At 72.4% G+C, this 21,948-nt stretch carries 21 protein-coding genes; 16 read left to right on the top strand and 5 right to left on the bottom strand.

The features are described from left to right. Positions 1-31: 31 nt before the first annotated feature. Together ACFZCD_RS05560 and ACFZCD_RS05555 are read right to left on the bottom strand one after the other, a co-directional pair. Positions 32-1,027: a YIP1 family protein gene (locus ACFZCD_RS05560; RefSeq protein ID WP_391829003.1), complete on the bottom strand. Its 996-nt coding sequence runs from the start codon at positions 1,025-1,027 to the stop codon at positions 32-34. 187 nt (positions 1,028-1,214) lie between these two features. Then, entirely contained in the window at positions 1,215-3,524 is a 2,310-nt protein-coding gene (locus tag ACFZCD_RS05555; protein WP_391828190.1) for a (Fe-S)-binding protein, read from the bottom strand. Positions 3,525-3,884: 360 nt separating this feature from the next. Between ACFZCD_RS05555 and dnaK the strand changes: the two genes are divergently transcribed. The 6 genes from dnaK to ACFZCD_RS05525 all read left to right on the top strand — a co-directional run bounded on the left by dnaK (position 3,885) and on the right by ACFZCD_RS05525 (position 8,874). Then, positions 3,885-5,735: a molecular chaperone DnaK gene (gene dnaK / locus ACFZCD_RS05550; RefSeq protein WP_391828188.1), complete on the top strand. Its 1,851-nt coding sequence runs from the start codon at positions 3,885-3,887 to the stop codon at positions 5,733-5,735. Continuing rightward, entirely contained in the window at positions 5,732-6,409 is a 678-nt protein-coding gene (gene grpE / locus ACFZCD_RS05545; protein WP_391828186.1) for a nucleotide exchange factor GrpE, read from the top strand. The genes dnaK and grpE overlap by 4 nt, the downstream gene beginning before the upstream one ends. A gap of 48 nt (positions 6,410-6,457) precedes the next feature. Further along, a complete protein-coding gene (gene dnaJ / locus ACFZCD_RS05540; protein WP_391828184.1) occupies positions 6,458-7,627 on the top strand; it encodes a molecular chaperone DnaJ in 1,170 nt (389 codons plus the stop codon). Positions 7,628-7,632: 5 nt separating this feature from the next. Beyond that, positions 7,633-8,085, top strand: a complete 453-nt coding sequence (locus ACFZCD_RS05535) for a heat shock protein transcriptional repressor HspR (RefSeq protein WP_391828182.1) — start codon at positions 7,633-7,635, stop codon at positions 8,083-8,085. 242 nt (positions 8,086-8,327) lie between these two features. Beyond that, on the top strand, positions 8,328-8,531 hold the full coding sequence (locus ACFZCD_RS05530) for a hypothetical protein (RefSeq protein ID WP_391828180.1): 204 nt from the start codon (positions 8,328-8,330) through the stop codon (positions 8,529-8,531). Positions 8,532-8,619: 88 nt separating this feature from the next. Then, a complete protein-coding gene (locus ACFZCD_RS05525; protein ID WP_391828179.1) occupies positions 8,620-8,874 on the top strand; it encodes a hypothetical protein in 255 nt (84 codons plus the stop codon). 72 nt (positions 8,875-8,946) lie between these two features. On the opposite strand, the gene ACFZCD_RS05520 is transcribed toward ACFZCD_RS05525, so the two are convergent. Further along, entirely contained in the window at positions 8,947-9,945 is a 999-nt protein-coding gene (locus tag ACFZCD_RS05520; RefSeq protein ID WP_391828177.1) for a helix-turn-helix transcriptional regulator, read from the bottom strand. 252 nt (positions 9,946-10,197) lie between these two features. Here ACFZCD_RS05520 and ACFZCD_RS05515 point away from each other — a divergent pair, with 252 nt between their 5' ends. Beyond that, complete coding sequence (locus ACFZCD_RS05515) at positions 10,198-10,461, top strand: helix-turn-helix transcriptional regulator (RefSeq protein ID WP_391828175.1); 264 nt, start codon at positions 10,198-10,200, stop codon at positions 10,459-10,461. An 85-nt stretch (positions 10,462-10,546) separates the two neighbouring features. On the opposite strand, the gene ACFZCD_RS05510 is transcribed toward ACFZCD_RS05515, so the two are convergent. Then, positions 10,547-11,182, bottom strand: coding sequence for a hypothetical protein (locus ACFZCD_RS05510; RefSeq protein WP_391828173.1), 636 nt, complete (start codon positions 11,180-11,182; stop codon positions 10,547-10,549). Between the two features lie 42 nt (positions 11,183-11,224). Further along, positions 11,225-12,982, bottom strand: a complete 1,758-nt coding sequence (locus ACFZCD_RS05505) for an ABC transporter ATP-binding protein (RefSeq protein WP_391828171.1) — start codon at positions 12,980-12,982, stop codon at positions 11,225-11,227. Between the two features lie 268 nt (positions 12,983-13,250). On the opposite strand from ACFZCD_RS05505, the gene lxmA reads away from it, so the two are divergent. The 9 genes from lxmA to lxmJ all read left to right on the top strand — a co-directional run bounded on the left by lxmA (position 13,251) and on the right by lxmJ (position 21,898). Beyond that, on the top strand, positions 13,251-13,466 hold the full coding sequence (lxmA, locus tag ACFZCD_RS05500; RefSeq protein WP_030366991.1) for a lexapeptide family class V lantibiotic: 216 nt from the start codon (positions 13,251-13,253) through the stop codon (positions 13,464-13,466). 91 nt (positions 13,467-13,557) lie between these two features. Then, positions 13,558-14,226, top strand: a complete 669-nt coding sequence (lxmD, locus tag ACFZCD_RS05495) for a peptide terminal cysteine decarboxylase LxmD (protein ID WP_391828168.1) — start codon at positions 13,558-13,560, stop codon at positions 14,224-14,226. Then, a complete protein-coding gene (locus ACFZCD_RS05490; protein WP_391828166.1) occupies positions 14,223-15,206 on the top strand; it encodes a hypothetical protein in 984 nt (327 codons plus the stop codon). The genes lxmD and ACFZCD_RS05490 overlap by 4 nt, the downstream gene beginning before the upstream one ends. Further along, a complete protein-coding gene (gene lxmK / locus ACFZCD_RS05485) occupies positions 15,203-16,399 on the top strand; it encodes a class V lanthionine synthetase subunit LxmK (protein WP_391828164.1) in 1,197 nt (398 codons plus the stop codon). Before ACFZCD_RS05490 ends, lxmK begins: the two co-directional genes overlap by 4 nt. A 56-nt stretch (positions 16,400-16,455) precedes the next feature. Further along, complete coding sequence (locus tag ACFZCD_RS05480) at positions 16,456-17,490, top strand: T3SS effector HopA1 family protein (RefSeq protein ID WP_391828162.1); 1,035 nt, start codon at positions 16,456-16,458, stop codon at positions 17,488-17,490. 8 nt (positions 17,491-17,498) lie between these two features. Next, a complete protein-coding gene (locus ACFZCD_RS05475) occupies positions 17,499-18,356 on the top strand; it encodes a class I SAM-dependent methyltransferase (RefSeq protein ID WP_391828160.1) in 858 nt (285 codons plus the stop codon). Next, positions 18,353-19,597, top strand: coding sequence for a M16 family metallopeptidase (locus tag ACFZCD_RS05470; protein WP_391828158.1), 1,245 nt, complete (start codon positions 18,353-18,355; stop codon positions 19,595-19,597). Before ACFZCD_RS05475 ends, ACFZCD_RS05470 begins: the two co-directional genes overlap by 4 nt. A gap of 112 nt (positions 19,598-19,709) precedes the next feature. Continuing rightward, positions 19,710-20,933 carry a M16 family metallopeptidase gene (locus ACFZCD_RS05465; RefSeq protein WP_391828156.1) on the top strand — a complete coding sequence of 408 codons (1,224 nt, stop codon included), beginning with the start codon at positions 19,710-19,712 and terminating at the stop codon, positions 20,931-20,933. Continuing rightward, on the top strand, positions 20,930-21,898 hold the full coding sequence (lxmJ, locus tag ACFZCD_RS05460; RefSeq protein WP_391828154.1) for a F420-dependent peptide dehydroalanine reductase LxmJ: 969 nt from the start codon (positions 20,930-20,932) through the stop codon (positions 21,896-21,898). The genes ACFZCD_RS05465 and lxmJ overlap by 4 nt, the downstream gene beginning before the upstream one ends. The last annotated feature ends 50 nt before the right edge of the window (positions 21,899-21,948 follow it).

The following is a 21,948-nucleotide window of genomic DNA, read 5'->3' as shown; positions in this document are numbered from 1 at the left end:
GGCGGGGGCCCTCTCGTACGCAACGGCGGCGCTACAGCGTGCCCAGCTTGATGATCGAGAGCAGGGCGATCAGCTGGATGGCGGAGGCGCCCAGCGCCTTCGGCCACGGGATGTCGTGCGACTTGCTGACCATGGACGTGAACAGGTAGCCCGCCACGAGCCAGGTCGCCCAGCCCAGCACCTGCACCAGCAGGCTGTCGCCGCCGAGGAAGAGCGCGAAGAGGAGCCGGGGCGCGTCCGTGATCGACATGATCAGCATGGAGAGGCCCACCGTCGGCTGCCACAGGCCGTCGCCGCCGAGCTGGCGCGCCAGGGTGTGGGTGACCGCGCCGAGGATCAGGCCGGAGAGGACCACGACGACGCCGGTCGTCAGCACCCACGGGATGCTGTTGGAGAGCGTGGCGTTGAGCACGTCCTCGCGGGCCTTGTCGAAGCCGAAGACGGCGAGCAGGCCGTAGACGAACGTGACGATCAGGGCCGGTGCCCACACGGCGTGGTCGCGCATCTGCCAGAAGGTCGCCGCAGGGCGCATGACTATGCCCGTCAGCAGCTGCTTCCACGGCAGCCGGGGGCCGGGGGGCGGCGCGGGGGTGCCGTCGTACGGGTCGTGCTGCCCGCCGTACGGGCCCTGGCCGTACGGGTCCTGACCGTACGGATCCCCGCCGCCGTACGCGTCCGGGGCCTCGCCGAGGCTGAACTGCTGGGTGTGGCCCGGGTGGTCACCGCCGGGGGAGGGCCGGCCCTGGCCGTGGTACGGGTCCTGACCGTACGGCTGCTGCCCGTAGTCGCTCTGCCGCCCGTAGCCGGCCTGCTGCCCGTAGCCCGGCTGTCCGTTGCCCGGCTGCCCGTAGCCGCTCGGCTGCGCGCCGCCGGCACCGCCGCCGAAGTACTCCGGCTCGCCGTACGGCGGGGGCTGCTGCTGCCACTGGCCGCCGCCGGCCTGGGCGCCGTACGGGGCCTGGTACTGCCCCGGGCGCTGTCCTTGCTGAGCGGCCCCGGGGTCGTTCGAGCCCTGTCCGCGTCCCATCCTGAATCCAGCCACGGTTCGAACGTACCCGCTCCGTGACGGTGCCGAGTCGGCGCGGTGAGAACGGGCCCGCCATTGCGGCCGAGCTGTGACATCCCCTAAGGGAAATACCAGGGGTTGGGAACGGCAACGGCCGGGCCCCGCGATCGCTCGCGGGGCCCGGCCATCGGCACTGCGTACGGACCGGTTACTTCACCGGCTCCGGAGCCGGCGTCGGGTCCGGCTTCGGGGCGTCCGCGGGCTCGCCGTCGCCGCCGTCACCGTTGTCCTCGCCGCCGTCCTCCGGCGCCGCCGGCGTCTTGACGGACTCCAGCAGGAGCTGGGCGACGTCCACGACCTGGATGGACTCCTTGGCCTTGCCGTCGTTCTTCTTGCCGTTGACCGAGTCGGTCAGCATGACGAGGCAGAAGGGGCAGGCGGTGGAGACGATGTCCGGGTTGAGGGACAGGGCCTCGTCGACGCGCTCGTTGTTGATGCGCTTGCCGATCCGCTCCTCCATCCACATGCGCGCACCGCCGGCACCGCAGCAGAAGCCCCGCTCCTTGTGGCGGTGCATCTCCTCGTTGCGCAGGCCCGGCACCTTGGCGATGATCTCGCGCGGCGGCGTGTAGACCTTGTTGTGGCGGCCCAGGTAGCAGGGGTCGTGGTACGTGATCAGACCCTCGACCGGAGTGACGGGGATGAGCTTGCCCTCGTCGATCAGGTGCTGCAGCAGCTGCGTGTGGTGGATGACCTCGTACTCGCCGCCGAGCTGCGGGTACTCGTTCGCGATCGTGTTGAAGCAGTGCGGGCAGGTCGCGACGATCTTCTTCTTCGCCTTCTCGACCTTGACGCCCTCGTCCGCATCCTCGCCGAAGGCCATGTTCAGCATCTCGACGTTCTGCTGGCCGAGCTGCTGGAAGAGGAACTCGTTGCCCAGGCGGCGGGCCGAGTCACCGGTGCAGTTCTCGTCGCCGCCCATGATCGCGAACTTCACGCCCGCCATGTGGAGCAGCTCCGCGAAGGCCTTGGTGGTCTTCTTGGCGCGGTCCTCCAGGGCGCCGGCGCAGCCGACCCAGTAGAGGTACTCGACCTCGGTGAGGTCCTCGATGTCCTTGCCGACGACCGGGACCTCGAAGTCGACCTCCTTGGTCCACTGCAGGCGCTGCTTCTTCGCCAGGCCCCAGGGGTTGCCCTTCTTCTCCAGGTTCTTGAGCATCGTGCCCGCCTCGGACGGGAAGGAGCTCTCGATCATCACCTGGTAGCGGCGCATGTCGACGATGTGGTCGACGTGCTCGATGTCGACCGGGCACTGCTCGACGCACGCGCCGCACGTGGTGCAGGACCACAGCACGTCCGGGTCGATGACGCCGTTCTCCTCCAGCGTGCCGATCAGCGGGCGCTCGGCCTCGGCCAGGGCGGCCGCCGGGACGTCCTTCAGCTGCTCCTCGGTCGCCTTCTCCGCGCCCTCGGCGTCCTTGCCGCCGCCCGCGAGCAGGTACGGCGCCTTGGCGTGCGCGTGGTCGCGCAGCGCCATGATCAGGAGCTTGGGGGAGAGGGGCTTGCCGGTGTTCCAGGCGGGGCACTGCGACTGGCAGCGGCCGCACTCGGTGCAGGTGGAGAAGTCGAGCAGGCCCTTCCAGGAGAACTCCTCGACCTTCGAGACGCCGAACGTGTCGTCCTCGCCCGGGTCCTCGAAGTCGATCGGCTTGCCGCCGCTCGTCATGGGGAGCAGGGCGCCGAGCGCCACGTCGCCGGAGGCCTCGCGCTTGAACCAGATGTTCGGGAAGGCGAGGAAGCGGTGCCAGGCCACGCCCATGTCGGTCTTCAGCGCGACCGTGATCATCCAGATGAAGGACGTCGCGATCTTCAGGCCCGCGAAGAAGTAGGTGAGGTTCTGGAGCGTCGAGACGTCCATCCCCTCCAGCCACGAGACGACCGGGTACGAGACGAAGAAGGAGGCCTCGTAGCCGTCCACGTGGTGCTGCGCGCCCTCGAGCGCGTGCAGCATGAAGATGCAGACGCCGACGATGAGGATGACGGCCTCGACGAAGTACGCCTGGCCGGTGTTGGAGCCGGCGAAGCGCGACTTGCGGCCCGGGGCGCCCGGCCGGTTCAGCTGCCGGATGACGATGAGGGTCAGGATGCCGAGCGCGGTCATCGTGCCGAGGAACTCGACGAAGACGTTGTACGGCGTCCAGTCACCGATGATCGGCAGCAGCCAGTCGGCCTGGAAGAGCTGGCCGATGGCGTTGACGATCGTCAGCAGCAGCGAGAAGAAGCCCACCGCCACGAACCAGTGCGCGACACCGACGACGCCCCAGCGGTTCATCCGGGTGTGGCCGAGGAACTCCTTGGCCACGGTGACGGTGCGCTGCGCGGGGTCGTCGGTGCGGGTGCCGGCCGGTACGGGCTGACCCATCCGCATGAAGCGGTAGATCTGCAGGATGGCGCGGCCGAACAGCGCTACGCCGACCGCGATTGTTACCAGCGACACGATGATCGCGGCGAGTTGCATGGGTGGGCTCCTCGGGCCTGCGAGAGCGAACTTCTACGAACCACTACTAACGGGTAACTTATCCAGTCCGTACGAGACTACTCACTCTCCCGCGCGCGATATAGCCGCACCGCCGGTGATCTGTGTCGCTCAGGGCACCCTCAGCGCCGGGTCCCCGCAATGGACCCCGGCAACAGACCCCCGGGCCGGCCTCTCCCGCCACGGGCTCTTCTTCCCTCCAGCGTCCCACCCTCCGTACGGGCCCGCCTGCGCATAAGCCCCGCATAAGACTTGAGCCGCCCCGACTCAGCTCCGTTGACAGAATCGGATCCGCATTGCACCCTTGAGTCTGTTCCACTCAAGTCAGCTGGAGGAATCGACATGGCACGTGCGGTCGGCATCGACCTGGGTACGACGAACTCCGTCGTCAGTGTTCTCGAAGGCGGTGAGCCCACCGTCATCACCAACGCCGAGGGCGCCAGGACCACGCCGTCCGTCGTCGCCTTCGCGAAGAACGGCGAGGTGCTGGTCGGCGAGGTCGCCAAGCGCCAGGCCGTGACCAACGTCGACCGGACGATCCGCTCGGTCAAGCGCCACATGGGCACGGACTGGAAGATCAACCTCGACGGCAAGGACTTCAACCCCCAGCAGATCTCCGCGTTCATCCTGCAGAAGCTCAAGCGGGACGCCGAGGCCTACCTGGGCGAGAAGGTCACCGACGCGGTCATCACCGTCCCGGCGTACTTCAACGACTCCGAGCGCCAGGCCACCAAGGAGGCCGGTGAGATCGCGGGCCTCAACGTCCTGCGCATCGTCAACGAGCCCACCGCGGCCGCCCTGGCCTACGGTCTCGACAAGGACGACCAGACCATTCTCGTCTTCGACCTCGGTGGCGGCACCTTCGACGTCTCGCTGCTCGAGATCGGCGACGGCGTGGTCGAGGTCAAGGCCACCAACGGTGACAACCACCTCGGTGGTGACGACTGGGACCAGCGCGTCGTCGACTACCTGGTCAAGCAGTTCGCCAACGGCCACGGCGTGGACCTCTCCAAGGACAAGATGGCTCTCCAGCGTCTCCGCGAGGCCGCGGAGAAGGCGAAGATCGAGCTGTCCTCGTCCACCGAGACCACGATCAACCTGCCCTACATCACGGCCTCCGCCGAGGGCCCGCTGCACCTGGACGAGAAGCTCACGCGCGCCCAGTTCCAGCAGCTCACGGCCGACCTGCTGGAGCGCTGCAAGACCCCGTTCCACAACGTCATCAAGGACGCGGGCATCGCCCTGTCCGAGATCGACCACGTGGTCCTCGTCGGCGGCTCCACCCGCATGCCCGCCGTCGCCGAGCTCGTCAAGGAGCTGACCGGCGGCCGCGAGGCCAACAAGGGCGTCAACCCGGACGAGGTCGTCGCCATCGGCGCCTCGCTCCAGGCCGGTGTCCTCAAGGGTGAGGTCAAGGACGTCCTGCTGCTCGACGTCACCCCGCTGTCCCTCGGCATCGAGACCAAGGGCGGCATCATGACCAAGCTGATCGAGCGCAACACCACGATCCCGACCAAGCGCTCCGAGATCTTCACGACGGCCGAGGACAACCAGCCGTCCGTGCAGATCCAGGTCTACCAGGGCGAGCGCGAGATCGCCGCGTACAACAAGAAGCTCGGCATGTTCGAGCTGACCGGCCTGCCGCCGGCCCCGCGGGGCGTCCCGCAGATCGAGGTCACCTTCGACATCGACGCGAACGGCATCATGCACGTCGCCGCGAAGGACCTCGGCACGGGCAAGGAGCAGAAGATGACCGTCACCGGCGGCTCCTCGCTGCCGAAGGACGAGGTCGACCGCATGCGCGAGGAGGCCGAGAAGTACGCGGAGGAGGACCACAAGCGCCGCGAGGCCGCCGAGACCCGCAACCAGGCCGAGCAGCTCGTCTACCAGACGGAGAAGTTCCTCAAGGACAACGAGGACAAGGTCCCGGCCGAGGTCAAGACCGAGGTCGAGACCGCCGTCACCGAGCTCAAGGACAAGCTCAAGGGCGAGGACACGGCCGAGATCCGCACCGCGACCGAGAAGGTCGCCGCGGTCAGCCAGAAGCTCGGCCAGGCCATGTACGCCGACGCGCAGGCCGCCCAGGGCGCTGCCGGTGCCGCCGGTGAGGCCGGCGGTCCGACCAAGGCCGACGACGACGTCGTCGACGCCGAGATCGTGGACGAGGACAAGCCGAAGGGCGGTGCGGCGTGACGGAGGAGACCCCGGGCTTTGACAACAACGAGAAGCCTGAAGGCACCTCCGACGCCGCCGGTTCCGAGGAAGCGGCGCAGGGCGCCGGGGCCGCCGACAAGGCGGGCCCGGGCTCTGCCCCCTCCGGTGAGGAGCTGGTGGAAGTAGGGCTCCAGGCTCAGCTGGACCAGGCCCAGGCCGCGCTCAACGAGCGCACCGCGGACCTCCAGCGTCTCCAGGCCGAGTACCAGAACTACCGCCGCCGGGTCGAGCGGGACCGGGTCACGGTCAAGGAGATCGCCGTCGCGAACCTCCTGTCCGAGCTCCTGCCCACGCTCGACGACATCGGCCGCGCCCGTGACCACGGCGAGCTGGTCGGCGGCTTCAAGTCCGTCGCCGAGTCGCTGGAGACGGTCGCCGCCAAGATGGGGCTGCAGCAGTTCGGCAAGGAGGGCGAGCCCTTCGACCCGCTGGTGCACGAAGCGCTGATGCACTCCTACGCCCCCGACGTCACCGAGACCACGTGCGTGCAGATCCTGCAGCCGGGGTACCGGATCGGCGAGCGGACGATCCGCCCCGCGCGGGTCGCCGTCGCCGAGCCCCAGCCGGGCGCCCAGGGCGCCAAGGGCGAGGGCGAGGACGCCGGGTCCGGCTCCGGCTCCGAAGAGGAGAGCGGTGGCCCGGACAAGGGCTGACGCTGAACCGATGGATCACCGCAGGGAACGGAAGGAGGGACACCGGGGATGAGTACGAAGGACTTCCTGGAGAAGGACTACTACAAGGTCCTCGGTGTCCCCAAGGACGCCACCGAGGCCGAGATCAAGAAGGCGTACCGGAAGCTCGCCCGCGAGTACCACCCGGACGCCAACAAGGGCGACGCCAAGGCCGAGGAGCGCTTCAAGGAGATCTCCGAGGCGAATGACGTCCTGGCCGACCCCAAGCGGCGCAAGGAGTACGACGACGCCCGCGCCCTCTTCGGCAACGGCGGCTTCCGCCCGGGCCCGGGCGGCGCGGCCGGCGGCTCCTTCAACTTCGACCTGGGCGACCTCTTCGGGGGCGCCCAGGGCGGGGCCGGCACCGGCGGCTTCGGCGGCGGTCTCGGGGACGTCTTCGGCGGCCTGTTCAACCGCGGCGGCGCGCGCACCCAGCCGCGCCGCGGACAGGACATCGAGTCCGAGGTGTCCCTGAGCTTCACCGAGGCGGTCGACGGGGCCACCGTTCCGCTGCGGATGTCCTCCTCGGCGGCCTGCAAGACCTGCTCCGGCACCGGCGACAAAAACGGTACTCCTCGTGTCTGCCCGACCTGTGTCGGCACCGGCCAGGTGTCGCACGGCTCCGGCGGCGGGTTCTCCATGACCGACCCGTGCCCCGACTGCAAGGGCCGCGGCCTCATCCCGGAGAACCCCTGCGACGTCTGCCACGGCAGCGGTCGCGCCAAGTCCTCCCGCACGATGCAGGTCCGCATCCCCGCCGGCGTCTCCGACGGCCAGCGGATCCGGCTGCGCGGCAAGGGCGCCCCGGGCGAGCGCGGCGGCCCCAGCGGCGACCTCTACGTCGTCGTGCACGTCGGCACCCACCCGGTCTTCGGCCGCAAGGACGACAACCTCACCGTCACCGTGCCCGTCTCCTATCCGGAGGCGGTCCTCGGCGGCGAGATCAAGGTGCCCACCCTCGGCGGCCCCCCGGTCACCCTCAAGCTGCCGCCCGGCACGCCCAACGGCCGCACGATGCGCGCCCGGGGCAAGGGCGCGGTGCGCAAGGACGGCACCCGCGGCGACCTGCTCGTCACGGTGGAGGTGACCGTGCCCAAGGATCTCGGCGACAAGGCCCGGGAAGCCCTGCAGACCTACCGTGAGGCCACCGCGGACCACGACCCGCGGGCAGAGCTCTTCCAGGCCGCGAAGGGAGCGTGACCCCCATGGATGGGACCGGCCGGCGGCGCAATCCGTACGAGCTGACCGACGAGTCGCCTGTCTACGTCATCTCGGTCGCCGCGCAGCTGTCGGGCCTGCATCCGCAGACCCTCCGGCAGTACGACCGGCTCGGCCTGGTCTCACCCGACCGCGCCGCCGGGCGCGGCCGGCGCTACTCCGCGCGGGACATCGAGCAGCTCCGGCAGGTGCAGCAGCTCAGCCAGGACGAGGGCATCAACCTCGCGGGCATCAAGCGCATCATCGAGCTGGAGAACCAGGTGGCCGCGCTCAAGGCGCGCGTCGCCGAGCTGCAGGGCCTGGTGGAGGGCGCCGCGGCGGCCCGGCAGCAGGCCGAGGCGGCGGTCCACGCCTCCTACCGCCGCGACCTGGTCCCGTACCAGGACGTGCAGCAGACGAGCGCGCTGGTGGTGTGGCGCCCGCGCCGCGATCAGCAGTAGGGCGCGCGCATCAGCAGGAGAGCGCATCGCAAGTAGGGCGCATCGCAAGTAAGGCGCATCAGCAGTGCCGGCAGGGCCGGGTGAGCATTCCGCTCACCCGGCCCTGTCCGCATCCGGACACCCGCCCGGACTGGCATGAAGCTGTGTGCCCACTGCAGCAAGCTGACAGTCCATTCCTGCCGGCCGTCCCGCCCCCGCTGGCAGAGTTTTCCCCACGGAACAACGACGTTGGGGGAAACGTGATGACCGGTAAGTTCGCCGCCAAGGCCGCCGCAGTGCTCGTTCCGGGGGTGTCCCTGGCGGTCTTCGCGCTGCCGGGCACGGCGGTCGCCGCACCCGCCGCAGCGGACGCGCACGGCCTGCATGGCCTGCACGGCCTGTGCGGCATACCGGTCAAGCTCGTCGACCGGCTGCCGGTCTGTCATCGTGTCAACGGGTGGCAGTGACAAAGACGTCGGCTTCGGAGCCCCGGTCTGCGATGTGGCAGGCCGGGGCTTTGCCATGGGTACCCCGAGAGGAACCGGAGGAGAAGGCGTGGCGAGGACAGCAAGCACGGAGGCGGTGGTGGAGCGCGCCGCGCCCACCGCCGCTCCTCCGGAGACGGCCGTGATCAGGCTGGTGTCGGCGCTGCCCGAGGGCTGGGACTGCACCTGGCGGCTGGAGGAGGACCGGATCCTCCTCCGGGTGACACCCTCCGGCCCCGCCACGGGCCCCGCCGCCGTCCACGCGTGGCTCGCAGGCGCGCTCGTGGAGGGCGGGGGGCTGCGCGGCTGGCGGCGGGGCCGCTAGCTCCGGCGGCGGCCGGATCCGGCAGCGGTCAGGCCGGCCGTGCGGATCCGGCAGCGGTCAGGTCCGGCCCGCTCAGATCCAGCCGCGCTCCCGCGCCAGCAGCGCGGCATGCGCACGGCTGGAGGCGTTCAGGACGCGCAGCAGGTCGGCGACGTGCCGGCGGTACGTCCGCACGGAGATGCCCAGGTCGCGGGCGCCGATCTCGTCCTTGCCGACGCTGCACATCGACTCCAGGACCCGCTGCTCCATGGCGGAGAGCCCGGCCGCGCCCTCGGCGGGCTCGTCGATCAGTGCGGCGAGGTCGGTGGCCTGGTCCCAGATCTTTTCGAACAGGGCCAGGATGTTGGCCACCAGCCCGGCCTCCTGGGCGACGAGGGCACCGCGCGAGGTGTCGTCGGGATCGGCGGGCACCAGTGCGGTGTGCCGGTCGTAGACGAGGATCCGCTCGGATATGTCGCAGGCGACGCGTATCTCCGCGCCCCGGGCGGTGAGTTCGCGCAGGTAGGCCAGGGTGGGCGGGTGGTCGAGCGCCTCCTTGAGGACGACGTTGCGGATGCGTACGCCGCGGCGCAGGCAGCGGGCGTCGAGCGGCCGGGCGTGGTCGATGTTCTCCTGGGTGAGCGCCGTGTACGGCTCGACGGACAGGATCTCCTCGCGGGCGAAGAAGGACAGGTCGTCGATGCGCTCACGGATCCGGGCCAGGTCCTCCATGCGCTCCACGCCCTTGGGGGCGGGGGCGCGCCGGCCCTGTTCGGCCTGCAGTTCCGCGATCAGATGGCGGGACTGGGTGACCTGCTGCAGTTCGTGGTGGAGCTCGCGGAGCCGCAGGTCGGTGAGGCGGTCCACGGCGATCCCGGGATCGGCCGGGGTGACGGTCCCGTCCTCGGCGCGGCGCAGCAGGCCGAGTCCGTGCAGCCGGTCCAGGGCGGTGCGGACGGTTTCCTTCGCGGTGTGGATCCTCAGGTGGATGTCATCGGCGGACGTGCCGGGATGGCGCAGGAAATGCCGGTAAATATCCTCTTCTGCTGTGGAAAGCCCCAAAAGGCCCATACCCATGCCTGACTTGCTCATGGTTCCCCCGTGTGCGACTGGCCGGCGGCGGCTCGACTGGTCAGTGACGAGCGCGGTTCTGCGTAACCGCCGGTACATCGTCCAAAGCGTAATGCAGAGGTAAAGCGACTGGCCACGGCGTTCCTGCGGGGAGGACGCAGCAAGCTGTAACGGCGGTTGCAGGAAGCTGCCTTGGGAGAACGGGCCCCGGGCCGGGCCGCCTTGGCAGTCTGGTGGGTGCCGGAAAGGCTGAGACCTACGAGGGGAATCCGGATGAGTACGACGATGGCCGAGGCACGGCACGACTTCACCACGCTCACCGAGCGTGAGGTGGAGGTCCTGCTCCTGCTGGCCTCGGGGGAACAGAACAGGCGGCTCGCGCGGAGGCTGGGCATCGCGGAGCGCACCGTACGGGCCCACACCGCGAACATCGTGCGCAAGCTCGACCTGCGGTCGCGGTTCGAGGCGGCGATCGTGTCGCACGTGTACGCGGACGCCATCAGAGCCGCCGTGCCGGGCGGCCGCGCAGCCGCGTAGCCGCGTAGGCCTTCCACGGACGACAGGCCCCGCCGGGACTCTCCGGCGGGGCCTTCAGGGTGTTCCGGGCGTGCCGCTCATCCCGTCATCCCGGGAGCAGTTCGGCCGCGGCCTCGATCGCCACCATCCACATCGGCTGCCCACCGGTGCCGAACGCCGCGGCGAGCGCGTAGCCGACGGAGGCGTCCGCGGGGGCGACGTCCGCCCCCTCCTTCCACTCGGCGAGGACCCGCCCGTCGCCGTCGGAGGAGAAGTCGCCGAGGTGCTGCCCGTCCTTCAGCAGCCGGCTGCCGGCGATGGAGTCCGGCACGAGGCGGTAGACGGTCCCGCCGCGGGTGACGTCCACGGCGTACGAGCGGCGCGACAGCTTGCCCTTGCTGGGCACGAGCGCGACCGGCTCGCCGTCCACCGTCATCGTCAGACGGGCGGGGTCGCGGGTGCCGATGGGGACGTGGTCCTCGGTCTCCGCCTCGGGGGCGCGGTCCACGGCGACCGGGGGTATCGCGTCGCCCAGGACCTCCACCCAGCCCTCCTCGTCGTTCAGGAGGACGGTGATGTCGCCGAAGAGGTCGTCCCGGACGGGGCCGGTGAGGGCTTCCTCGTCGAGGCCGTCGGCACCCGTGCCGTCGGCGTCCTTGCCGTCCAGGCCGTTGTCATCGGCGTTCTTGCCGTCCACGTCCTTGTCCAGGGTTACAGGTCGGCTGTCGGTCACGTGCGTCATGCGGAGCTTCCTTCAGTGTGGTCAGTACTGACGGTCTGACGATCAGTGTGAGACGGCGAGCTGCGTCGCCGCCAGGTCGCGGTACAGCTCGTCCCGGTCCAGGAGTTCCTCGTGCTTCCCATGGTCACGGACGCGTCCGCCTTCCAAAAGGATGAGCCGGTCCGCCGACGTCACCGTCGAGAGCCGGTGCGCGATCAGCAGGACCGTGCAGTGCTCCGCCGCCTTCTCGACGGTCTGCCGCAGCGCCGTCTCGCTCAGGCCGTCGAGGTGCGCGGTGACCTCGTCGAGGAGCAGCACCTGGGGGCGGCGCAGCAGGGCGCGGGCGATGGCCAGGCGCTGCCGCTGGCCGCCGGAGAGGGCGAGTCCGCGGGCGCCGACGGGGGTGTCCAGGCCCTCGGGCAGGCCGGCGACGTACGAGTCGAGCAGGGTCTGCCGCAGCACGTCCGCGATCTCGTCGTCGGTGGCGTCGGGGGCCGCGTAGAGCAGGTTCTCCCGGACCGTGCCGGCGAGCATGGGCGCGTCCTGCTCGACGTAGGCGATGCGGCGGCGCACCTCGGCGCGGCTGAGGCCGGAGATGTCGGTGTCGCCGAGGAGGATGCGGCCGCCGTCCACGTCGTAGAAGCGCTGGAGGAGGGAGAAGACGGTCGTCTTGCCGGTGCCGGACGGGCCTATGACGGCCGTGATCTTGCCGGCGGGGGCGGTGAAGCCGATGCCGTCCAGGACCGGGGCGCGGCCGGGGTAGGCGAAGGTGACGTCCTCCAGGACCACGCTCGGCGGCGGTCCGGTGGGGCGCGCCGGAACGGTGTCGACGTCGTCCTCGGTCTCCATCCGGTCGACCTCCTCGATGCGGGCGAGGGCGCCGAGGCCCTGCTGCAGCGAGGTGGTGCCGCCGACGAGGGAGAGGATCGGCCCGCCGAGGTTGAACAGGTAGAGCAGGAAGGCGATCAGGGCGGCCAGGTCGAGCGTCCCGGTGGCGACGAGGGCGCCGCCGAAGCCGATCACGGCCAGGAAGGACGCCTGGACGACCATGCCGGTGATCACGGCGATGGCGGCCTGGTAGCGGGCGCCGACCAGCCCGGCGCGGTAGGCGTCCTCGGCGGCGGACACGGCCCGCGCGGTCTCCGTGGCCTCCCCGCCGTTGGCCTTGACCGTACGGGCGGCGCCGAGGGCGCGGTCGAGGGCGGCGCCGATGTCGCCGACCGACTCCTGGGAGCGGGTGGTGACCCGCCGGATGCGCGGCATGACGATGCCGACGGCGATGCCGGCGAAGACCAGGACGCCCGAGGTGATGCCGAGCAGCGGCAGACTGGTGATGCCCATCAGCACGATCGTGGCGAGCAGGTGGACCGCCCCGTCCACGAGCTGGATCACGCCGTTGGTGGCGGCGTGCTGCACGAGGGTGCTGTCGGAGGTGACGCGGGTCGTCAGGCCGCCGGGCTCGACGCGGTCCAGCTCGGCCGTGCGCAGCCGGATCAGACGGGTGATCAGCCCGCGGCGCACGTGCAGGACCACCCGCTCCGCGGTCCGCTCGCTCAGCCAGGACTGTGCCCAGGTGAACCCGATGGAGACGACGAGCAGGCCGATCAGCAGCAGGAGGGTGTTGCGCAGGCTGCCGCCGGTCATGAGCGCCGTCATCGCCGACTCGATGACCATGGGCTGGGCGAGACCGGCGGCGCTGCCCCCCAGTGTCAGCAGCAGCACCAGCGCGAGGACGCGGCGATGGGGGCGCGCGTACGCGAGCAGGGCCCGCAGCGGAGGCCGCGGGGCGGGTGTGGTGTCGTGCGAGTCAGGTGATTTCACCCTCGTAGTTCTAGCTCTCTTACGCGGGCGCGCGAAATTGGCGGTTGCGGCATTGCCGGTTGCGGCAATGCCGCGCGAGGCACCGCCTATTGGGCGTTGTGGGGTGGGCGTTGCCGGTTGAGGCAATGCCGGTCGGGGCAATGCCGCAAGTGGCAATAGCGCGGTTCCCGGCAGCCGGGTGAATATCTGTCTGTCCGCAGCGGACACCGGGCCGGAAACACCAACTCCCGGCCCGGGAAACCTTGTTGAGAATGTGGAGACATTCACCATGCAGAACGTCACCGAGAAGGACCTGTTCGACGGCTACACCGCCTACACCTCGGCCGAGGAGCTGGGCCTGTACGACGGCAAGGACGCCGCCCCGGCCTTCAGCCCCACCATCCCGTGGGCGATCCGCGCCACCCTCATCACCGCCCGCTCCTCGCAGCAGTGCGCCATGGCGATCGGTTCTTTCACCGCTCGCACGATCGAGAGCAAGTGCTGATCGCTGCGTGAGCCGCGGGGGCCGGCCGGTCGCGCACCGCGCCGGCCGGCCCCCGGCCCCGTACGACTCCGGTGAGAAGGAAGCACCCGTTATGGAAATCGCCGATGCCGGATTCCGGCGCGTGCTCGTGGTGGGCACGGGAGCGCTCAGCGTGTCCTTCCTGCCGTTCTGGATCAACTGGCTGCAGGATTCCTTTCCGGCGATGGAGAAACGGGTCGTGCTGACCCGTTCCGCCCGCCGCTTCGTCTCGCCGGACGCCGTCGCGGCGCTCGCCCGCCAGGAAGTCCTCACCGACGACTGGGACAGCGCCCCGCCGGGCAAGGCGCCGCACGTCGAACTCGCCGCCTGGGCCGACCTCGTCCTCGTGCACCCGGCCACGGTGCACTTCCTGAGCCGGTACGCGCTGGGGCTCGCCGACACCCCCGTGCTGCTGGCCCTCCAGACCACCCGGGCCGTGGTGGGAGTCGCCCCCGCGCTCCCGCCGGCCGCTCAGCACAGCCCGGTGGTCCAGGGCCACCTGGCGGCGCTGCGCGCCCGCCCCGGCGTCGTCGTCGCCCCGACCGTGCCCGCGGCGAGCGCCACCACGGGCGAGCGGGAGGACGGCGGCGCGGCGCCCATGCCGGAGCTCTTCCGCCTGTGCGCCACGTACCAGCAGAAGCGCGTCGCGGACGAGCAGAAGCGCGTCGCGGACGAAGAGAAGCGCACCACGGACGAACACAAGCGCGCCCTGGATGAGCAGAAGGTGGAGCAGCCGTCGTGACGCTTCCCGACGACGCCGGTGAGCTCGTGGGCGAGTACGTCACCGGTCTCCAGCACACCCGCGTGCACCGCTCGGCGCGCGACGGCTTCCTGTGGTGGCACCGGCCCGGCGCGCTGCACCCCGGCCCGCTCACGGCGCCCGCCGCCGCGGCCGTGCCCGACCTGTCCGGCGTGCCCGGAGCCGCGCTGCTCGTCACCCCCGTCCCCGCGGGCGGCGGCCTGCTCCACCGCGCGCCGGGCGCCGTCTCCGCGGTCACCTGGCTCGCCGACCCCCGCCCGGGGGCCCGGCAGCTGGCCGCGCATGCCCTCGCCGCCGCCGGACGGGCCCTGCGCGCGCTGCACGGCACGCCCGTACCGCCCGGCCTCCCCGCGGGCCCGCCTGCCGCGCTGCGGCGGATGCGCGCGTGGGCGGACGGCCGGAGCGGGCTCCTGCCGGGCGCCGCGCGGCTCCGCGAGCAGACCCTCGGCGTGTGGGGAGCGGACCGGCTGGAACGGGTCCGCGCCTGGTACGACGCGGCGGTCGCACCGCCCGCCCCGTGCCTGATCCACGGCGGGGCCTCGCTCGGAGCGCTCGTACCACCCCTGCACCGGGGCCGGACCGCGCTGCTCACCGGGGAGGACCTCGCCGCGGGCAGCCCCGCGCTCGACCTCGGCTGGCTGCTCGGCGACCTCGCCGAACTGGCCTGGTCGGAGGGCCGGCACGGGGGGCCGGGCGGCGGGGCCGGGTCCGGCGGGGCCGGGCCCGATCCGCGGCAAGTCCTGCTGGCTGCTTACGGCACCGGGGTCGATCCCGGGGTCGATCTCGCCGCCGTGGGCCGGGCCGCCGTCCTGCGGGTGGTGACCCACATGCAGGACTTCGCCGCGTACTGCGACTGGACCGACGAACTGCACGACTACATCGCCTTCACTGCCGAGCTGATCGACGAGGAGGGCCAGCGGGCCGTCCCCGGCCTCGGCCCCGGCCCCGGAGGAACGCCATGACCACCACAACAGCCGAACAGCCCACGCTGCAGCGGTTCCAGCCCACCGACCTCGACGCGGCCCCCGAGGTCAACGCCCTGCTGGAGCGGCTCGGCCTCGGCCGGCTCGGCCGGGAGGGCCTGGCCTCCTTCGGCGGCCGCAACGACAACTGGGCGGGCCGCACCACCGGCGGCCGGCAGGTGTTCGTGAAGACCGTGGCCCGCAGCGCCGAGGGCGGCAGCCCGCAGCTGGACCGCGCCCTGGCCTTCGAGCACCTCGCCCGCCTGCTGCCGGCCGGTTCCCCGCTGCGCACGCCCGCGCACCTCGGCTCGGACCGTACGGCCGCGGTCGGCGTCTACGAGCTGCTGCCCGGCGCCCGCTCGGGCTCCGAACTCGCCCTGGACGACGAGTTCGACGACGACCTCTGCCGCGAGGCGGGCCGCGCCATCGGCGCCCTGCACGCCCTGCCCGCCGGCGATACCACCGGCAACGCGGAGGGCTCCGGCTTCGGCGAGGACGGCCCCGCCATCGACACGGAGGAGGCGCCGCTGCCGCCCATGCCGTGGCTGGAGGCGCTCCCCTGGAGCACCGTGCAGGAGCGCAGCATGGGCCAGATCGCCGCCTGGCGGCTGGTCCAGGACGACGCGCAGGTCATCGCCGCGCTGCACGCCCTGCGTGCCGCCGAGCGCGCCGCGCCGCACACGCCCGTCCACTGCGACCTGCGCTTCGACCAGTTCCTGCGGCACGACGGGAAGCTCTACCTCTGCGACTGGGAGGAGTTCCGGCTGGCCGACCCGGCGCGCGACGTCGGCGCCTTCGCCGGCGAGTGGCTCTTCCACGCCACGTACGCGGTGTTCGCGCCGGGCGCCGGAGAGGACGCGCCCGCCGCCGGCTTCGGCCTCGACCACGCCGAGATCATCGAGCGCGGAGCGGCCAGCCTGCGCCGCCACACCCCCCGGATCGCCGCCTTCTGGCAGGGCTACCTCGACCAGCTCGCGCTCGAAGGGCGCACGCCCGGTCCCGGGCTCGCCGAGCGGGCCGCGGGCTTCGCGGGCTGGCACATGTTCGACCGGCTGCTCGCGACGGCGGAGCTGCACGCGACCCTCAACCCGGTCGCCCGCGCGGCCGCGGGCATCGGCCGCACGCTGCTCCTCAACCCCTCGGGTTCCGTCACCACGATCGGCCTCACCCAGCCCTCCGGGAGCTCCCGATGACCCTCACCGCCCACCCCGCAGATCACCTTGTAGACCCCTCTGCAGAACACCTCGCAGTGCACCCGGCGGATCGCCCCTCGGATCGCCCCTCAGATGTCCCGGCGCGGGGCCTCACCCCCGGGCTCGCCGCCGCCCTCGCGACCGTCTCGGTCCGGGGCGACGGCTGCCAGGCCACCGTCGCCGGGCGCTCCCTCTCCGCCGACAGCCCCCGTGACCTGCGCGGACGCCTCACCAACGCGCTCTACGAGGAGCTGCACGCCGGGCGCGACGGCGCGGCGCGCGACACCGACACCCCGCCGCGGCGCAGCCTGCGCGACCCGGAGCTGGAGCGGCGCCTGGCCGCCGCCGTCCCGCACGACCGCACGCCCGTCCGCGGCCGGCTGATCGAGGTGCTCCGGCGGCCCGACGGCGATCAGCTGATCGTCCGGCTCCCCGAGGTCACCGCCCGCGTGCCCGCCGACCGGCTGCTCGGCCCCGAGGCGCCCGAGCCCGGCGAGTACGTCGAACTGTCCCTGGAAGCCGCCCGGCCCGCGCTCTCCCCCGGCTTCTTCTACGTCATGGGCTCGCGCGCCCTGCCCCGCCCCACGGGCGCCGTCCGCCGCATCTTCGTGCACGCGGCCGACGCGGACAGCGCCGTCGTCCTGTGGGGGGCGACCCTGGCCGCCCTGGAGCGCGCGGAGGCCCGCTACCACGCCAAGGTCCTCTCCGACCCGCAGGACTTCCCGCGCCGCGACGGCATCGTCGTCTACCTGCACGGTGACCACGTACCGGGCGAGGAGGCCGTCGTCCGCGCGGTGGCGCCGCTCCCCGGGAAGGGCGCGGAGACCTCCGTCTTCACCGAGCGCCTCGCGCCGGGCATCGCCGCGTCCTGGGACCCGGAGGACCCGCGTCCCGGCCAGGACGGCATGAGCTTCGGCCAGCACCGCGCCTTCGCCCTGGCCACCGCCCTGATCGACCACGCCCTGGCCCCGGAGGGGTCCGGGACCCGCGAGGAGCACGTCGTGCGGTGCTTCCGCGAGGCGGGCATCGACCCGTGGCGGCCCGACCGCAACCTGACTTCGCCCACCGACCGCACCGTCTCCGGGAGCTGAGAGCCGACATGTCCACCGACACCGCAGTGATCACCGACGACACCGCAGTGACCGCCGGTACCGCGAAGGCCGCCGGCACCGCGAAGGCCGACGAGGCCCCGGCGGACGGGATGAGCGGCTTCGCCGTCGCCATCACCGCCGCCTACAGCGACGCCCTCGCCGAGGTCTACGACGACATCTACCCGAGCACCCCCGACCTCGAAGACGTCGCCGACTTCCTCCTCACCCTCACCGCCCCCGGCGCGAGCGTCCTCGAACTCGGCGTCGGCACGGGCCGCGTGGCGCTCCCGCTCGCCGACAAGGGCTTCGCGGTCCACGGCGTGGACGCCTCCGAGGGCATGCTCGCCCGCCTCGCGGAGAAGGACCCGGAGGGGCGCATCACGCCCGTCCTCGGCGACTTCGCGACCCTCGACCTCGGCCGCACCTTCGACGTCGTGCTCGCCCCGTTCAACGCCATGTGCTGCGCCGTCACCCCGGCCGAGCAGATCGCCCTCATCCACGCCGTCGCCCGCCACACGGCACCGGACGGGCACGTCGTGATCGAGACGTTCGACCCCAGCGACTACCACGTGCAGAAGAAGAACGAGGTGAACACGTACCCGATCGGCACCCGCGGCGCCATGATCGAGTCCGTTGGCGTGCTGCCCGCCTCGCAGAACATGATGATGCAGAACACCCTCTTCCTGGACGGCGAGGCCCCCAAGTCGGCCACGACGGTGATGCGTTACCTGTGGCCGAGCGAGCTGGACCTGCTGGCGGGCCTCGCCCGGCTGGAGCTCGCCGAGCGGTACACGGGGTGGCAGAAGCAGCCGTTCGACGGCGGCGACAGCCGGAAGATGGTCGTCTCCGTCTACCGCCCGCTGTGAGCCCCGCCGCCACGGTGACCCGCACGCTCGGCAACGGGCTGCGCCTGACCGTCGAGCCCGAGCCCGGCCGGGGGCTCGTCGCCGTCGCCCTCACCGTGGCCGCGGGCGGCGCCCACGACCCGGCGGGCCGGCACGGCATGGCCCACCTCGTGGAACACCTGATGTTCCCCCGGGGAACGGCCGCCGACCCGGACGGGCACGTCGGCCGGGTCGAGGGCGCGGGCGGCATGTGCAACGCCGAGACGCACCGCGACCACACCGTCTTCCACACGGTCGCCCCCGCGGACGCGCTCCCCGGGATCCTGGAGTGGGAGGCGCGCCGCCTGCTGGACTTCGCGCCCGGCGACGCCGTCGTCCGTACGGAGACGGAGATCATCGGCGAGGAGATCCGGGGCGCGGTCGGCGGCGGCCGGCTGTGGGACACGGCCTACGCCTCGCTCCACCCCGGCAGCCGCGACAGCTACGGCACGGTCGCCGAACTGCGGCACGCCACGGCCGCCGAGGCCCTCGCCTTCCAGCGCGCGCACTACACGGCGGGCGCGATGGCGCTGACAGTCGTGGGTGACGTGGATGCGGAGTGGGTGGCCGAGCGGGCGGGGGAGCTGTTCGGGGGAGTGGCCGCGGGGTCCCCTCGTACGCCTGACGGGAAAGTCGCGTCACTCTCGCCCGTAACGACCGGCAGCATCCCGTACGCGGCCTCCGGCGTGGCCCTCGCCCACGCCCTCCCCGACGCGGTGAGCGAACGGCACGCCTACCTCGCCCACGTGGTCCTCGCGGAACTGCTGGGGCGGGCCCGGCTGCCCGGCGCCGTCCGGACGCATGCCGGGCTCACGTCGGCGAGCGTCATCTGCGGCTACTACGGGGAGTGGCTCGCGTCGGCGGCGCCCGATCTCGCGCTGGTGCTGCTGGGGAGGTCCGGCACCGCCCGCACGGACGAGGTGGTGGACGCCTGGCTGGGGCTGCTGCGGGAGGCGGGGGAGCGGCCGCCCTCCGCGACCGAGCACCGCCGCGCCGTCAACGCCCTCCTGGTGAACTGCCACCGGCACGCGGACTCCCTCGCGGCCAGAGCCGTCGCCCACGGCCGCGCGGCCCTGCTCTTCCCCGGGCGCTTCCCCGGGGACAACGGCCCGGACGCACTCGCAGGACAACTGGCCGCCGTCACCCCGGCGGACGTCTCGGCCGCCGCCCGGCGGCTCCTGGCCGCACCGTACGGAGTGACCGAACTCGTATCGCAGCACTAGCGAGTACACCGCACGGCAGTAGCGAACGCACCGCACGGCAGCAGCAAACAGCAGCGACAGCTGCAGCGAACAGCAGCAGCGAACAGCAGCAGCAAACTCGTAGGAGACACCAATGAAGCGCCCCTGGGCCCGTACGGTGCTCGATAACGGCCTGCAGGTGGTCGTTGTCGAGGCCCCCGGCGCGCCCCTGGCCGAGGTCCGGCTCGTCGTCCCGTACGCCCTGACGGATCCGCACCAGGCCTCCGTACGGGAGCTGCTCGCCGCCCGCCTCGGCACCGGAAGCACGACCCGCGACCGCCAGGCCGTCACCGACCGGACGGCGGACCTCGGCGCGGAACTGTCCACGGTTGTCACCGCCGACCAATTGCTGCTCTCCGCCAGCGTGCTGTCCGGCGGGCTGCCCGGGACCCTGGAGCTCCTGGGCGACCTCCTCGTCCGCCCGGCCTACCGAGACCTGCCCCCTGCACCCGCCACCGCCGGCCCCCGCCCCGCAGGCCCCCGCACCACCCTGCGCCGCGCCGTCCTGACCCACGCCTTCGGCCCCCACCCGCTGGCCGCCGAGCCCGCGCCCCCGGCACCGGTGACGCAGGACGACCTGTACGCGCTGCACCGCCGCGCCGTGGTGCCCGCCGGATCGGTGCTCCTGGTCATGACGGGCGACGACCCGGACCGCGTCCAGGGGCTCGTCGCCGAGCACCTCGGCCCGTGGGCCGGCGGCCCGTCCGGCCTGACCCTGCCGCCCTTCGGCCGCGCCGTACCCACCCCGGGCCGGCCGGCGTTGCAGCACCCCGGCGCGGGGCAGGCACTCCTGCTGACGGCGGGCCCGGCCGTCCCGTCCACCGACCCCGGCCACGCGGCCCTGCACCTCGCCCAGCTCGTCCTCGGCGGCCACGCCTCCTCCCGGCTCACCCGCCGCCTGCGGGAGCGCCACGCCCTCGCCTACGCGGTCTCCGCCGCCCTCCGCGAGAACGCCGCGGGCACCTGGCTGGAGATCGAGTGCGCGGGCGCTCCCGGCACGGCCGACCGCCTGGCCGCGGAGGCCGCCGACGTCCTGCGCGTACTCGCCGAGGACGGCCCCACGCCCCAGGAGACGGAACGCGCCCGCCGCTACGCCGCCGGCTTCACCCGCTTCGCCCTCGCCACGCGTGCGGAGGAAGCGAGCGCCCTCGCCGGGTTCGCCGCCCGGGGCGTGGACGTGGACTGGCTGCCGGCCTACGCGGACGCCGTGGGGGACGTCACCCACGCCCAAGTCAAGGCGGCGGCCCGCAACTTCATGCCGCCGGAAAAGACCCTGCTGGCCACCCTCGACGACGACCAGGAAGGAACGAACCGGTGAGCACGAGCACCACTCCGGCGGTCCTCTACCCCCTCCAGCCGGACCATCCGGAGCTGGTGGCCCCCTTCGCCGCCCTCGTCCAGCGCTCCGGCGCCCGCCGCCTGTGGCTGTGCCAGTCCTTCAAGGCCGAACCGCACCAGGTCCTCGCCCACCTCTCCGGCGCCGGGTACGACGTGCCGGTCGGCACGAGCGTCAGCGTCATGCCGCTGCGCCATCCGTACGAGGCGGCGCTGCAGGCCCGCTCCCTGGCACTGCTGACCGGGCAGCCGGTCGTGGCCGGATACGGCATCGGCACACCCGACTTCGTGGCCGCGCTCACGGGCGAGCCGTACAAGAGCCCCCGCACGGCCGTCCGCGACTACCTGACCTCCGTACGGGACCTGCTGGACGGTAAGCCCGTCGACCGCACCGGCCCGTACCACCACCTCGACGCCCGGCTGCTGCCGCTGGACCACGCCCCGGTGGAGGTCGGGGCAGGGGTGCTCCGGCCGGGCATGGCCCGTACGGCGGGCGAGGCCGCCGACGTCGCGATCACCTGGATGACGCCTCCCGCGTACGTACGGGACGTCCTCGTGCCCGCCCTGGAGGACGGCGCCGCGGCCGCCGGCCGCCCGGCCCGTCCCCGCGTCGCCACGGCCGTGCACGTCGCCGTCGCGCGCCCCGGCCGCGACCTGCGCCGGGCCGCCCTCGCCGGAGCCGGCGAGCACCTTAAGGGCCCGCACTACGCCGACATGCTGCGCCGCGCGGGCGTTCCCCTGGGGGACGATCCGGCCGCGAACGCGGAAGCTCTCCTCGGCCACTCCGTGGTCGTCACCGGCACTCCCGCGGAGATCGCCGAGCGCCTGGCCGCGTACCGCGCCGCCGGCGTCGACGAGATCATGCTGAATCCGGCGGGGGTCATGCTCACCGAAGGCGTCCAGGCGGCGGTGGACGACATGGAGGAGATCATTTCGGCGTGCGGCTGAGCATGGACCGGGATCGCCACTCAGTCGGGTGGCGGGCCTGTCGCCACCCG

This window comes from Streptomyces sp. NPDC008001, assembly GCF_042958085.1.
Lineage (GTDB): Bacteria > Actinomycetota > Actinomycetes > Streptomycetales > Streptomycetaceae > Streptomyces.
Note: the sequence above shows the minus strand (reverse complement) of the source record. Positions and strands in the feature narration are given on the sequence as shown.

What these genes read in the sequence shown, in the direction of transcription:
- ACFZCD_RS05520 (WP_391828177.1), bottom strand. Translation starts at nt 9,945, where the DNA reads ATGAGCAAGTCAGGCATGGGTATGGGCCTTTTGGGGCTTTCCACAGCA.
- lxmD (WP_391828168.1), top strand. Translation starts at nt 13,558, where the DNA reads ATGGAAATCGCCGATGCCGGATTCCGGCGCGTGCTCGTGGTGGGCACG.
- lxmK (WP_391828164.1), top strand. Translation starts at nt 15,203, where the DNA reads ATGACCACCACAACAGCCGAACAGCCCACGCTGCAGCGGTTCCAGCCC.
- dnaJ (WP_391828184.1), top strand. Translation starts at nt 6,458, where the DNA reads ATGAGTACGAAGGACTTCCTGGAGAAGGACTACTACAAGGTCCTCGGT.
- ACFZCD_RS05535 (WP_391828182.1), top strand. Translation starts at nt 7,633, where the DNA reads ATGGATGGGACCGGCCGGCGGCGCAATCCGTACGAGCTGACCGACGAG.
- ACFZCD_RS05515 (WP_391828175.1), top strand. Translation starts at nt 10,198, where the DNA reads ATGAGTACGACGATGGCCGAGGCACGGCACGACTTCACCACGCTCACC.
- dnaK (WP_391828188.1), top strand. Translation starts at nt 3,885, where the DNA reads ATGGCACGTGCGGTCGGCATCGACCTGGGTACGACGAACTCCGTCGTC.
- ACFZCD_RS05555 (WP_391828190.1), bottom strand. Translation starts at nt 3,524, where the DNA reads ATGCAACTCGCCGCGATCATCGTGTCGCTGGTAACAATCGCGGTCGGC.
- ACFZCD_RS05530 (WP_391828180.1), top strand. Translation starts at nt 8,328, where the DNA reads ATGACCGGTAAGTTCGCCGCCAAGGCCGCCGCAGTGCTCGTTCCGGGG.
- lxmA (WP_030366991.1), top strand. Translation starts at nt 13,251, where the DNA reads ATGCAGAACGTCACCGAGAAGGACCTGTTCGACGGCTACACCGCCTAC.
- ACFZCD_RS05475 (WP_391828160.1), top strand. Translation starts at nt 17,499, where the DNA reads ATGTCCACCGACACCGCAGTGATCACCGACGACACCGCAGTGACCGCC.
- ACFZCD_RS05510 (WP_391828173.1), bottom strand. Translation starts at nt 11,182, where the DNA reads ATGACGCACGTGACCGACAGCCGACCTGTAACCCTGGACAAGGACGTG.
- ACFZCD_RS05465 (WP_391828156.1), top strand. Translation starts at nt 19,710, where the DNA reads ATGAAGCGCCCCTGGGCCCGTACGGTGCTCGATAACGGCCTGCAGGTG.
- ACFZCD_RS05560 (WP_391829003.1), bottom strand. Translation starts at nt 1,027, where the DNA reads ATGGGACGCGGACAGGGCTCGAACGACCCCGGGGCCGCTCAGCAAGGA.